Source organism: Shinella agrisoli (assembly GCF_046557955.1).
Taxonomy (GTDB): domain Bacteria; phylum Pseudomonadota; class Alphaproteobacteria; order Rhizobiales; family Rhizobiaceae; genus Shinella.
Window position 1 is genome coordinate 1 of sequence record NZ_JBJIEP010000046.1, and the last position, 13,799, is coordinate 13,799.

Below are 13,799 nucleotides of genomic sequence, written 5' to 3' on the forward strand. Positions count from 1 at the left end.
ATGCTTCTCCCCAAACGAATGCCGAAACTATCTCATCAACGCAGGATACGCTTCAACATGAGAGCATCAGACTCTAACGATACAGTCGGGTACGTCAGTTCGGATGAGAGGGCCGTCGGATGGGGCTTTCAGCTTTCATCGAACCACTGAAATAAAAGCAATGGAGATACGCCTCCTCGACGGCGATCCGGCGGGCCTGGCGCATGAGTTACCGCAGGAAACGGCGGAAGCGCTGAAGCGCGAACCAGAACAGCACCGTACCGATCGCCGCCAGCGCCAGCAGTTGCGGCCAGACGATCGCCAGCCCCGCGCCGCGGAAGAGGATCGCCTGCGACAGGATCACGAAATGCGTGTCCGGCGCGGCCAGCATGACGGCCTGGATCATCTCGGGCATGGATTCGCGCGGCGTCATGGCACCGGACAGCACCTGCAGCGGCAGCAGGACGAGCATCAGCAGCAGGCCGAATTGCGGCATCGTGCCGGCCACGGTGGCGAGGAAGATGCCGAGCGATGTCGTGGCGAAGAGCATCAGTGCGGTTGCCGCCATGAACAGCGGCACCGACCCGTGGATGGGCACGCCGAGCACCATCTGCACCACCACGGCCAGCGCGAAGCCGCAGGCGAGGAACACCACCAGCCCCATCGACCAGATCTTCGAGATCATGATCTCCGCCGCGGTGACGGGCATGACCAGCAGGTGCTCCACCGTGCCATGCTCCTTTTCCCGGATCAGCGCGGCGCCCGTCAGCACGATCGACAGCATGGTGACGATCTGCGTCACCTCGGTCAGCGCGCCGAACCAGCCGGCGTCGAGGGCGGGGTTGTAGCGCGCCCTCAGCGCCAGATCGGCCTGCGGAACGGCTTCCTGCCGGTGGCCGGCGACATATTCGGCGACCTCGCTGCCGACGATCTGCTGGACATAGCCGCTGCCGGTGAAGGCCTGGGTCATCCTCGTGGCATCGACATTGAGCTGGATCGCCGGCTGGCGGCCCGCCAGCACGTCGCGCTCGAAATCGGGCGGAATGTTGAGCGCGAACGTGTCGAGGCCGGCATCCATCCGCCGGTCCATCTCGGCGGTCGAGATCATTTCCGGCGCGACGAAATAGGGTGGGTAGAAGGCCGACACGATCCGGGTCGACAGGGGCGACTGGTCCTCGTCGACGATGGAGATGGCAGCATTGGAGAGCAAATCCGGCATCGCCTTCGAGCTGGCATAGATCGAGACCGAAAAGGAATAGACGATCAGCCCCAGCAGGATCGGATCGCGTATGAGGCCGCGCAGTTCCTTCACACCGAGATTGAAGACGGTCTTCAGATTCATCGCGTGCCCCTCATTTCGCCTGTTTCCTCAGGAAGGCCGCCGCAAGGCCCAGCAGCACGGGCGCCGCCAGCGCCAGCATGATAAAGGCGGTGCCGAGATCCGCAAATCCGAGGCTCTTGGAGAAGGTCCCGCGCGAGACGACGATGAACCATGTCGTCGGATAGACCTCGCCGACCATCCGGCCGATGCCCTGAAGCGAGGAGACCGGGTCGATCATGCCGGAGAACTGCGCGCCAGGAATCATGGTCAGCAGCGCCGTCGCGAAGATCGCGGCCACCTGGCTGGAGATGAAGACGGAGATCAATAGCCCCATCGCCGTCGTCGCCGTCACATAGAGCAGCGCCGCGAGCGTGAAGGCCGCAAGGCTGCCGGTGAACGGGACCTGGAAGAAGAAGATCGCAAAGGCCGTCAGCATGGCGAAGTTGAGCATGGCCAGCGCGATATAGGGGAGCTGCTTGCCGACAAGGAATTCCAGCTGCGTGACCGGCGTGACCCAGAAATTGACGATCGAGCCCAGTTCCTTCTCCCTGACCACGCTGAGCGTGGTGAGGATCGCCGGGATCAGCAGGAGGAGAAGCGGGATCACCGCCGGGACCATGGCGACGATGCTCTTCACGTCGGGATTGTAGCGGTAGCGGGTGACGAGATCGAAACTGCCCGCCGTCGCCGCATCGCCGTGGAGGGTGCGGGCCTGCCGCGCCAGCCAGTCCGCATGCATGCCCTGCACGTAGCCTTGCACGGACTCGGCCCGGCTCGGATTGGCGCCGTCGATCCACGCGCCGATCTGGACGGACCTGCCGCGTGCGAGGTCACGGGCAAAGCCCGAGGGAATCTCGATCGCCAGGCTGATCTCGCCGCGCCGCATGCGCTCGTCGATGTCCTCATAGCTCGAAAGCGGCGGTTTCTCGGTGAAATAGCGTGAGCCGGCGATGTCCTGCGCATAGTCGCGGCTCGTGGCGGTCCGGTCGCGGTCGAGCACGGCGAAGGTGAGGTCCTCGATGTCCATGCTCACGCCATAGCCGATGACGAACATCAGGATGAGGCTGCCGACAAGCGCCATCGTCAGGCGGATCGGATCGCGGCGCAGCTGCAGGCTTTCCAGCCGCGAATAGCTGAGGAGACGCCGCAGGCTGAAGGAGGCCGCGGGCACCGCATGCTCCGGGGACGCGGCATCGGCGATGGCGGCGGGCTCCTCCGGCGCGGCGGTTTCGCCGATCGCCTCTTCCAGATAGGCGATGAACGCGTCCTCGAGCGTTTCCGCGCCCTTCGAGCGCGTGATCGCCTCGGTGGTATCGCTGACGAGGACCTTGCCCGCATGCATCAGCGAGATGCGGTCGCAAAGCTCGGCTTCGTTCATGAAGTGGGTGGAGACGAAGATCGTCACGCCGTCCTTGCGCGACAGATCGGCGAGGATGCGCCAGAAGGCATCACGCGCCAACGGGTCGACGCCGGACGTCGGCTCGTCGAGGATCAGGATCTCCGGCCCGTGGATCAGCGCGACGGCCAGCGACAGCCGCTGGCGGATCCCGAGCGGCAGGGCGTCGGGCAGCGCATCGGGCACGGCCTCAAGGTCGAAGCGGGCGATCATCTCGTCGACGCGCGCGCCGATCCCTTCCTCGTCCATGCCGAACAGACGCGCGTGCAGTTCGAGGTTCTGGCGCACGGTGAGCTCGGAATAGAGCGAGAAGGACTGGCTCATGAATCCGACCCGGCGGCGCACCGCCATGTCCTTCGGGTCGACCTCGGCGCCGAACAGGCGCGCGCGGCCCTCGGTGGGCTCCAGTAGGCCCGTCAGCATCTTCATGGTCGTTGTCTTGCCGCAGCCGTTGGAGCCGAGGAAGCCGAAGATCTCGCCCTTCGGGATGCGGAAGCTGACATGGTCGACGGCGGTAAAATCGCCGAAGCGCTGCGTCAGCCCCTCCGCCTCGATGGCGATCTCCGCGTCCGCGCCGGCCTCGCGCGGCGGGATGACGACGCGCGCACGCTCACGCCGCTCGGTCTCTGGCAGGAGCGCGGTGAAGGCCTCGTCGAGGTTTTCGGTGCCGGTGCGCGCCAGAAGATCGGCGGGCGTGCCGGTGGCCAGTACCTCGCCCGCATTCATGGCGACCAGCCAGTCGAAGCCGGCGGCTTCCTGCATATAGGCGGTGGCGGTCACGACGCTCATCGACGGGCGGGCCCGCCGGATTCCGCCGATCAGCTCCCAGAACTGGCGCCGCGACAGGGGATCGACGCCGGTCGTCGGCTCGTCGAGGATGAGGAGGTCCGGATCGTGGATCAGCGCGCAGCAGAGGCCGAGCTTCTGTTTCATACCGCCTGAGAGCTTGGCGGCGGGACGGTCCCGGAAGGCCGACATGCCGGTGGCGGCCAGAAGGCCGTCGATCCGCCGTTCGCGTTCCGCCCTGTCGTGGCCGAACAGGCGGCCGAAGAAATCGACATTCTCGAAGACCGAGAGCGTGGGATAAAGGTTCTTGCCGAGCCCCTGCGGCATGTAGGCGATGCGCGGGCAGGTGCGGCGGCGATGGTCGGCGCTGCGCATGTCGCCGCCGAGCACCCGCACGCTGCCCTCCTGAATTGCGCGTGCACCGGCGATGAGCGACAGGAGGCTGGACTTGCCGACGCCGTCGGGGCCGATCAGCCCGACCATCCTTCCTGCCGGCAAGTCCAGCGTCACGTCCTTCAGCGCGACGGTCGCGCCGTAGGCCAGCGTCAGCCCGTCCACGCGCGCGACGTTGGTGCCCTCCTCCGTCATCGCACGAGATTACCCAGAGAGGCCGGCCATTCGACATCGGGGGCCGTGCGGACATAGGCCGTGCCCGGCAGGCCGGTCTTCACGTATTCTATGTACTTTTGCAGGATCTGCGGATCGACCCGCGCGCGGATGCGGAACATCAGTTTCTCGCGCTCGTCCGCCGTCTCCACCGTCTTCGGCGTGAACTGCGCGACGTCGGCGACATAGGAGACCGATGCGGGAATGACGACATCCGGGGCGGCGTCCATGACGAGGCGCACCTCGGCGCCGACGGCGACGCGGCCGGCCTGCGCCGTCGGCAGGAAGAAGGTCATGTAGACGTCGGTGAGGTCGATCATGTTGAGGATGCGCCCGCCCGCGGCGACGATCTCGCCCTCCTGGGCGATGCGGTATTGTATCCGCCCGTCGCGCGGGGCGGCGAGGGTTGCATCGTCGATCAGCGCGGTGACGGCGTCGATGGAGGCCCTGGCCGCATCGACCGCCGCCCCGGCATCGATCACCTGGGCCTTGGCGGAGCCCACCCCGGCCTCGGCGGCCGCCTTGGCGGCCTCGGCGGAGGAAAGGCCCGCGCGGGCCTGCCGTTCGCTGGCACGGTCGGCTTCCAGCACCTGTTGCGCGACGGTGTTGGCCCGTGCGAGCTGTTCCGAGCGGGCAAGCCGGGTCGCGGCCGCATCGGCGACCGCCGCGGCCTGCTCGATCTGCGCGACCGCGGCCGCAAGCTGCGCCTCGGCCTGCGTCACGAGGCTTCCTGCCGTTTCCACGCCGATCTGGGCCCGGCGAAGCTGTGCCTCGGCCTGCCGCTTCTGCGCCTCGAGCTGCTTGGTGTCCATGCGCACCAGTACGTCGCCCTTGCGGACGCTGTCACCTTCCGCCGCCGTAATTTGCGCGATGCGCCCGCCCGACAGGGCCGCAATATTCGTCTCGGACGCTTCGATCCGGCCGTTGCCGGTGGCGATGCCGTCCGGCAGCGCCGGGGCGGCCAGGCGATTCCAGGCGAAATAGCCCACCACGGCGGCGATCGCCAGCGCACCGACCAGGACGGGTGTTCTGCTGCTTAATCTCATGGCGTGGATCGACCTCCGGGATAGGCGATGCGGGATAGGCGGATATTCGCAGATTTCCTCCGCGTGTCGACGTCGCGGCGATCGTTCGGCCTTTGTTTTGGCGGCCCCGGACCGAAGAAACCTTGATTTCGATCAAATCCGCAGCTGGTTCCGCTCGCGGCCGGCTTGCTGACGATGCCCGGTCATCGGTTTGGTTTCTTCTTTCCCACTTCGCATGATTTTCTTCTGAAGGCGACCAGTTTTAACTTTAACGCGAAGTTCTTTTTGCTTCTTAACAGAAAATCGATAAACACTTGATCGGCTTGAGGGCTGCACTCTTGCCGCCCGGTCGGCGCCAATTGGCGGTTAGGCCGATGGAAAACCTTGTCCGGCGCCAGGGATTTTCATTCGTACGGGGCGTATGAGAACAGACAGAAGAATGCATGCCGATCAATAGTACTTCCTCATCGGGTTCGCGAGACAAATCGACATGAAGTACTGCGTAAAGATCCTTTCTGTTCTCGCCGTCATTCTCCTGACGAATCCCGGTGTACTGGATAGAATATCGTTGCTGTACGACGATGGCCGATTTCTGACGATCGTCATCTTTATGGCTTTGTGGCTTCTGTCGATCATCATTCTCCTGCTGATAAGTTTCCATCCGTCCGCCGCTGTGCGTTTCGCCTGGTCTTTACCGCTTGGTTTGTCGGCAGCGGCCGCATTCGGCTATCGCTACGTCCAGGGCTCCGAGTTCTTCGTCTTCGACGTTCTCGGCCTTTGGGGCGCCCGCCACGAGGCCGGGCGGGCCGCCGAATTCTATTCCAGCGCGGTATTGCCTTCATTGGCGGTTTGCGCCCTCGGCATCGCTGCCATTGCGATGCCGCCCGGCTTGCGGATCAAAAATCCGGCCTGCCGGCAAGGCATCAGCCTTGCTCCATTGCTTCCGATACTCTTGATCGCCGCAGTGGTTCTTCACCGCGAGGGGAAGGGCTCCGACGCCCTGCCAAAGCAGTTCTCCCCCCTTTCGTTAGCGGCGCTGGCCGCATACAAGCTCAATTTCCAGTCTGCTCCGTCGCGCGAGAACGTGCGCCTCAAGGCAGGTGCGTCATCGGTCGATTCCATCGTCATGATCGTGGATGAGAGCATACGTGCCGACTTCGTCAGCCTGTCGCCCGGCAATCCCTTCACTCCTGAATTGGCCGAAGAGCGTGCACGCTGGATCGATTTCGGCCCGGCCGTCTCGGCCGGCAACTGCTCCAATATATCCAATGCCCTCCTCCGCTTCATGGCCAGGAAGGAAGACGTGGTCGGCAGCGCCCAGACCTCGCCCACCATATGGCAATATGCCAAGGCGGCCGGCTACCGGACGGTCTACATCGACGCCCAGGCGGGCTTCATCAAGGTCTACGGCAAATTGCAGAACTACATGACCGCCGCAGAGACCTTCTGGATTGACGATCTCTACAAGCTCGATGCGGGCGTTGCGACCTCCCGGCTTGACGACGAGCTGATCGACATCGTGCTCAAGGAACTGTCCTCCGGCGACAGGGTCTTCATCTACGCCAACAAGAACGGGGCGCATTTTCCATACAAGGACAATGCGCCTGCGGAATACCGGGTCGACGTTCCGCGGCAGCTTCCGGAAGGGGTGCGCGACAGAACGCTGATGCCCGACTACATCCGAGCTGTCCGGTGGTCTACCGACAGAACGATGGCGCGCCTGAGCCGCCAAGCACCGTGGAAACGGACGGCGCTCATCTATACCTCCGATCATGGCCAGAATTTCGCGCCCGGCCGGCTGACGCATTGCAATTCGCACACCAATGTGGACGAGCAGGAAGGGCTCGTACCCCTGCTTGTCGCCACCGACGTGGCTTCGCTCAAGGAGAAACTGGGCAAGGTCGCCAAGGCGTTTCCCGACAAGGCATCCCATTTCGCCATAGCGCCCGCCCTGTTGGAACTGATGGGATACGCCAAGAGCGACATCGTACGCCGGTACGGGCGCTATTCACTTCTCGATAGCCTCGAGGCCGCGCCTGTTTTCGTTTCCGGGGACATGTTCGGCCTGTTCGGCGCGACGGCTTCACTCCATGTGTCGCGTCCGGCGCTACAGAGGGTTAGAATGGCGGAATTGAAGTAGTGGCGGCCGCGCGGGATTCGGGCCTTTGGGATCGGTTGGCACTCAATGGTTTTCCGTCTCGTGCGGCAGATCGTTTGCCGGTGACAGCCCTGCCTCGGCGATCATCACATTGAAGCGGGCATCGGTGTGCAACCCGGCAAGCGCCGGTTCCAGCCGAATCCCCTTTATCTCCGGCTCGCGGCGCTGGATCGATCGGGCAAGATAGTCGAATGCCGACTGTCGCTTGCCCAGCATCGCCGCGGTCAGCGCCAGCCGGAACGCAGGCAGCCTGCCTTCCCTGTAAAGCCGTTCCTGCACGCCCATCATCGCCAGAAGCATGCCCGGCCGCCGCCCCGATTTGAAACCCGCTTCAGCCGCGTCGGCAATGGCAAGATCCTCTCTGCTGCCCGACAATATCGCGGAGCGGCGGAATTCGGCGAGGAACTCCTCGTCACGCGCCGTCGCGAGATAGATCGTGGCGAGGTAGGCTGCCGCCGAGCGCAACGAGGGATTGGTGACCGCCAGCGGGCGAAGGACCGCCAGCGCCTCGTCGACCCGCCCGGCATGGAACAGGATCAACCCCTTGTTGGCCAAGATCGACGGCGACTGCGGGTCGAGCCGCTGCGCCTCCGAGATTTCCCGGACCGCGACGTCGAAGCGCCGGTCCTGCATGGCGACCAGCGCATACCAATGACGCGCCCGGGCGTTGCTCGGATCGAGCGCGATGGCCTTCTCAAACAGCCTGACGGCGCCGGGAAGGTTTTCCTGCCAGTAATAGGTGTTGAAGGCGAGCGCCGCATAGGCGCCGGAATTGTCCGGATCGAGCGCGATGGCGCGTTCGGCGACCGCCCTCGCCTTGGGATAGACCTCGCCCGGCGGCACGGCGGTATATTGGCTCACCAGGTTATAGGCGTCGGCAAGCCCGACATGGGCTTGTGCGTAGTCGGGGTCTTCCCTCAAGGCCTGGGTGAAGAGGCCGATCGCCCGGGTGAGCCCGTCGGCGGTCCGGGTCTCCAGATTGTATAGCCCGTCGAGGTAGAGAGCTTCCGCACCGCCCCGGGGCTGATACGCGACCTGCTGCCGGGGTGCCGCAGGTCCAGACCGCCACAAGCCAACGGCCATCATGACCAGGACGACGGTCACGCAGGCCGCGGCCCCCAGGCCCATCACGGCCGGCCGGACGCGAGCGAACGCGGGTCCCGGACCGGGAACTTGCGGCGCCGCGGCATCCTCCGGAAGCGGCTTGGTTCCGGGGGCAGGCTGAAGAGCATCCGAGACAGGCGCCAGGTCCTCGTCGGCGCCGAGTTCCCGCCGGCTCTTCAGCCAGGCATCGAGCTCCCCGGCATAGGCATAGACGGGAGCCCGCTGCCGGCCCGGCACCCGGTGGACCGGCAAGCCCGTGCCCGCCGCCCAGCGGCGAACGGTGGTTTCGTCGCGTCCGAAATGGGCGCCGATCTCCTTCCACCCTTTCAGCAAGCGATTCGCACCGCCCCTGCCCGCATCCGTCTCCGACATCCCGTTCGCCCGTTATTGCCCGTTCCTGCCCGCTATCGCTCCGTTGTCCCGCAATGCGCCGAAATTATCATAAGACACACGGTTTTCTACGGGGATTTGTCGCGGCTTCGGCCGCAGGAACGGGGGCCTATGTGGAACGACCGAGAGCATGCACGACAAGCCGATCGCGCACGGAGACGGTGACGGTCGTCACCAATCCGAAAGCGCGCATCGGCTCGTTTGAGACAAGGCTTCACCGCCCATCAGGGCCGGGTGGGGCTCAAGGTGACCTGGTGAACGCCGGGCCATTCCAACGACGAATTGTCTGATTATCCGGGGGAAATAACTTGCATTCCATATCCGCACTCAAAGGACAGCCTGACCGCTTCAAAAGCCGGCCCGCCGGCCGGGCGCCGCTCCACCTCTTGCTGACGACCACGGCCCTGGTGGGGCTTACTGCGCCGGGCGCCATCCCGCTTGTGCCGGGCGCGGCCGGCTCCGCAAGGGCGGCCGAACCGGGCACGCCGCCGCAATACTGGGACGGCGTGGGCACGACGCCGGGCGGTGTCGCCAACGGCCGCGGCGGCCTCGGTATCTGGAACGCCACGAGCACGAACTGGACCAATCAGGCGGGCACGGCCAACGCACCCTGGGCGGGCGGTACGGCCTTCTTCAGCTATCCCGCGCTTGGAACCGGTCCATACCGGATCATCGTCGACGGCAAACAGTCGGTCGACGGGCTGGTTTTCGGTCCGGAGGGCGCGAGCCAGCATATCGCCCGCCTGGAGTCCGGCATTGACGGGGGATTGGCGATCGACGGCGCGACCGTCGTCGAGGTGCAGCAAAACGTTCGGAACGGGTCGCTGATCACGATCGACCTGCCGATCGGCGGGGTCGGCGGCCTCGTCAAGACGGGCGCGGGCGGCCTGCTCGTCGCGGGGGCGAACACCTATTCGGGCGGGACGACGATCGAAGCCGGCTCGCTGAGCGTTCTGAGGACCCCTATGAGCACCGGCTCTCTCGGCACCGGCCCCGTGACACTCAACGGCGGCAGCCTGAGCTTCGGCAACGGCATTCGCCTCGGCGGCATCACCCTGACGAACAACAATGCGGTTGCCGATCCGACCCGGGCGCAATATGCCGACGGCATCGATTTCTTCGCCGGCAGCAGCGCCGGCAGCAGCCACGTCGTCAACAATGGCGGCGTCATCCGCTTTGCCGCCGCCAGCGCCGAGGGCGGCGCTCCGGGAGGTAGCGCCGGAACCGCGACCATCGACAATTCCGGATGGATCTACCTCGGCGACGGAGCGACGGCCGATCAGGCCACGATCGTCAACGCGGCGGACGGCCTGGTCGTCCTCCAGGGGCCGTTCGGGGGTGGCGGACGCTTCGCCATCGGTTCGTTGTCCGGCGCCGGCGATCTGGACCTGCGCGGCAACAATCTGACGCTCGGCGGCCTCGGCAACGACGACCTGATATCCGGCGTCATCTCGGACAGCGGGTCGGGAGGAACGCTGTGGAAATTCGGCAACGGCACGTTGACCCTGACCGGCGCGAACACCTTCGCGGGGCTGACCACCGTCCTCGGCGGCGACCTGATGGTCGACGGCTCGCTGGCCGGCGGCGTGAGCGTCGGCGAAACCGGCATCAGCTTGCTCGGCGGCTCGGGAACGATCGGCGGCCCGGTGACGATCGGCGGCAGCGGCGGGGTCCTGCTCGGCCGGAGCGGCAGCACGCTGACCTTCGGTTCGTCGCTGGAGCAGCAGGCCGGCTCGGTCACCAGCGTCACGCTCGGCGCGCCGGGCACGACGCCGCTGTTCGACGTGATCGGAAATCTCACGCTGGACGGCACGCTGCACGCGGCGGCGGGAACCGGCTTCACCGGCGGCACCTACCGCCTGTTCGACTACGGCGGCACGCTCACCGACAACGGCCTCGTCGTGACCAGCGTGCCGGCCGGCCACAACCCCGGCGACTGGTCCATCGACACAGGGACGGCCGGACAGGTCGATCTGCTCGCCGTCGCCGGCCCCGGCGAGCAATACTGGGACGGCGCGAACACCACGCCCGGCGGCATCGTCAACGGACGCGGCGGCAGCGGCGTCTGGAACGCGTCCAACACCAACTGGACCAACCAGGCCGGCACCATCAACGCCCCCTGGGCAAGCGGCACGGCGGTCTTCGCCCCGCAGGCCGGCAACTACACCGTGACCATCGAGGGCGAGCAAAGCTTCGCCGGCCTTCGCCTCCTGGCCTCCGGCGGGCCGACGGAGAACATCACCTATCTCAATGCGGGAACGAACGGCGCGCTGGCCATTGCCGGTTCGAGCGCGACCATCGAATCTCAGGCGTTCCGCAATGCCGTGATCGACACCGCCATCGGCGGAGCCGGCGAACTGGTCAAGACCGGGTCGGGCGAAGCCGTGCTCGCCCGCATGAACACCTATGCCGGCGGCACGCGCATCGAGGCCGGGCGCCTGTCGGTCAACCAGAGCGGAACGCTCGGCAGCGGACCGGTGACGATCACCGGCGGCACGCTGCTGTTCTACGGCGCCCTCGCCCGCGATTTCGGCGACCTCGCCGTCACCAATACGGGCGGAGCCGTCCAGATCACCGCGCCCGAGGTGGACATCGGGTCGCTCTCCGGTGCGGGCAATGTCGACCTCGGCAGCCGCATCCTGACCGTCGGCGCTCTGGGACAGAACGACGTGATCGGCGGCGCCATAACCGGCACCGCAGAGGGCCAGCTCATCAAGACAGGCTCGGGAACGCTGACCCTGGCCGGCACCACCACCTATGGCGGTCCAACCCAGGCCCATGAGGGACGGCTGGTCATCGACGGCTCTGTTGCGGGCCACGTCACTGTCAACACGACCGGCATTCTGGCCGGATCGGGCTCCATTGCAGGCACGGTGTCGGTCTCCACCAGCGGGATTCTGGAAGGCCGTTCCGGCCAGACCCTGACCATGGGCAATCTCCACCTCAACAGCATCGGCGGCGCGGACTCCATCGTCAACGTCGCGCTCGGCGCTCCGAGCAGCACCGCGCTGTTCGACGTCACCGGCAACCTGACGCTCGACGGCACGCTCAATGTCACGGATGCCGGCGGCTTCGGGGACGGGGTGTATCGCATCTTCGACTACGGCGGGACGCTGACCGACAACGGGCTCGATGTCGGATCGATGCCGGCCGGCGCCACCGGCACGGTGCAGACGGCGATCGCGAACCAAGTCAACCTCGTCGTCGGCGGAACGGTCGACCCCGGCCCGATCCCGACGATCCAGTTCTGGAACGGCGCCGCCACGACGCCGACCGGGACGGTGGCGGGCGGCTCCGGCATCTGGACGGGCGGCCCCGTCACCAACTGGACCGATGCGAACGGGACGCGCTCCGATCCGTGGAACGGCAACTTCGCCGTGTTCCAGGGCGCGGCGGGCACCGTGACGGTGGACGCGGCCGGCGTCTCGGCGACCGGCATGCAGTTCGCCGTCGACGGCTATGCCGTGCAGGGCGGCGGCATCACGCTCAACGCGCCCGCGACCGTGCGCGTCGGCGACGGCTCGGCAGCGGGAGCGGGCTACACGGCGACCATCGCCAGCACGATCGCCGGCCCGGGGGGCCTGGTCAAGGACGATCTCGGCACGCTGGTGCTCTCCGGGGCCAACACCTATACCGGCGGCACGACCGTTGCAGCCGGCACGCTCCAGATCGACCAGGGCGGTTCGATCGTCGGCGACGTCGTCAACAACGGCCAACTGTTCTTCAACCATGGAAGCCAGGCCAGCTTTGCCGGTGCGATCACCGGCTCGGGCACGGTGCAGGTCGGCCCCATCGGGGTCGGGGCGACGAGCTCGCTGACGCTGACCGCGAACAACAGCTACACCGGCGGAACCTCCATAGGTGTGGGTTCGACGTTCACGCTCGGCGACGGCGGCACGACGGGTTCCATTGCCGGCGATGTCGACATCTACAACACCGCCAGCCTGGTCTTCGACCGGTCCAACGGCCTTTCCTTCGACGGCAGGATATCCAGCTTCAGCGTCGATAGCCAGGGGAACGGCGGCACGCTCCGCCAGGTCGGCTCCGGCCTGACGACGCTGGCCGGCGACAGCAGCACCTTCGTTGGAACGACGAGGATCGAAGCCGGCGGGTTGGCGGTGAACGGCCAGCTCGGCGGCACACTGGAGGTCTGGGCGGGCGGCCGCCTGCAAGGCACCGGCACGGTCGGCGATGTCGACGTCGCGGGCGTGGTCGCGCCGGGCAACGCGATCGGCACGATCAATGTCGGCAGCATCACCTTCGACAGCGGCTCGATCTACGAGGTCGAGGTCAATGCGGCGGGCCAGACCGATCTCGTCAGGGCCGGCGGCACGGCCACCATCGACGGCGGCACGGTGCGGGTTCTTGCCGGTGCGGGCGATTATGCGCCCGCCACCACCTACACCATCCTCACCGCCGATGGCCCCGGCGGCCGTTCGGGAAGGTTCGACGGCGTGACCTCCAACCTCGCCTTCCTCGATCCCTCGCTCAGCTACGACGCCAGCAACGTCTATCTGACGATGACCCGAAACGGCACGGCTTTCCAGAATGTCGGCATCACGCCGAACCAGATCGCTGCCGGCGGCGGGGTCGAAGCGCTCGGCATCGGCAACCCGATCCACGACGCCATATTGACGCTGTCCGCCCCGCAGGCCCGCCGGGCGTTCGACCAGGTTTCCGGCGAGGTCCATGCGTCCGGCCGGCATGTGATCGACGAGACCTTCGCCCTGTTCAACCGGACGCTGCGCCACCAGGGCGTGGCAGGCGCCGGCTCGGGCAATGCCGGCGCGCAGGTCTTCACCGCGCCGCTCGGCTATGGCCCGGCGATGTCGGCCGGCAATGCCGGCCTCGCGGCCATCGACGATGCGTCCGGCTATGCCGATGCCCGCGTGCGCGGCGCATGGATAGCCCCGCTCGGCGGCTTCGGCCAGGTCGACGGGGACGGCAACGCCGCCCAGCTCGACTGGTGGAGCGCCGGCCTTGCCGGCGGCTACGAGGGCGTGATCGACGTCGGCTCCGGCAATGCGGCCGGCG

The 13,799-nt window shown here is 66.4% G+C and carries 6 protein-coding genes; 2 read left to right on the forward strand and 4 right to left on the reverse strand.

Annotated elements, in window-relative coordinates; all coding sequences use genetic code 11:
- Positions 1–208 precede the first annotated feature (208 nt).
- Genes ACIIOY_RS26220 through ACIIOY_RS26230 form a run of 3 tightly spaced genes read right to left on the reverse strand, consistent with a single transcriptional unit; the run spans position 209 to position 5,134 of the window.
- Positions 209–1,321 carry an ABC transporter permease gene (locus tag ACIIOY_RS26220; RefSeq protein WP_411037614.1) on the reverse strand — a complete coding sequence of 371 codons (1,113 nt, stop codon included), beginning with the start codon at positions 1,319–1,321 and terminating at the stop codon, positions 209–211.
- A gap of 10 nt (positions 1,322–1,331) precedes the next feature.
- Positions 1,332–4,070, reverse strand: a complete 2,739-nt coding sequence (gene rbbA / locus ACIIOY_RS26225; RefSeq protein ID WP_411037615.1) for a ribosome-associated ATPase/putative transporter RbbA — start codon at positions 4,068–4,070, stop codon at positions 1,332–1,334.
- Positions 4,067–5,134, reverse strand: coding sequence for an HlyD family secretion protein (locus ACIIOY_RS26230; protein ID WP_411037616.1), 1,068 nt, complete (start codon positions 5,132–5,134; stop codon positions 4,067–4,069). Before ACIIOY_RS26230 ends, rbbA begins: the two co-directional genes overlap by 4 nt.
- A 469-nt stretch (positions 5,135–5,603) precedes the next feature.
- On the opposite strand from ACIIOY_RS26230, the gene ACIIOY_RS26235 reads away from it, so the two are divergent.
- A complete protein-coding gene (locus ACIIOY_RS26235) occupies positions 5,604–7,253 on the forward strand; it encodes a sulfatase-like hydrolase/transferase (RefSeq protein WP_411037617.1) in 1,650 nt (549 codons plus the stop codon).
- Positions 7,254–7,295: 42 nt separating this feature from the next.
- On the opposite strand, the gene ACIIOY_RS26240 is transcribed toward ACIIOY_RS26235, so the two are convergent.
- Complete coding sequence (locus ACIIOY_RS26240; RefSeq protein ID WP_411037618.1) at positions 7,296–8,747, reverse strand: tetratricopeptide repeat protein; 1,452 nt, start codon at positions 8,745–8,747, stop codon at positions 7,296–7,298.
- A gap of 404 nt (positions 8,748–9,151) precedes the next feature.
- Between ACIIOY_RS26240 and ACIIOY_RS26245 the strand changes: the two genes are divergently transcribed.
- Positions 9,152–13,799 (forward strand): beta strand repeat-containing protein (locus tag ACIIOY_RS26245; protein ID WP_411037619.1); only part of this gene is annotated, 4,648 nt, incomplete at its 3' end.

Excerpts from the sequence above, each read along its gene's own strand:
- ACIIOY_RS26220 (WP_411037614.1), bottom strand. The coding sequence starts at position 1,321 with ATGAATCTGAAGACCGTCTTCAATCTCGGTGTGAAGGAACTGCGCGGC.
- rbbA (WP_411037615.1), bottom strand. The coding sequence starts at position 4,070 with ATGACGGAGGAGGGCACCAACGTCGCGCGCGTGGACGGGCTGACGCTG.
- ACIIOY_RS26230 (WP_411037616.1), bottom strand. The coding sequence starts at position 5,134 with ATGAGATTAAGCAGCAGAACACCCGTCCTGGTCGGTGCGCTGGCGATC.
- ACIIOY_RS26235 (WP_411037617.1), top strand. The coding sequence starts at position 5,604 with ATGAAGTACTGCGTAAAGATCCTTTCTGTTCTCGCCGTCATTCTCCTG.
- ACIIOY_RS26240 (WP_411037618.1), bottom strand. The coding sequence starts at position 8,747 with ATGTCGGAGACGGATGCGGGCAGGGGCGGTGCGAATCGCTTGCTGAAA.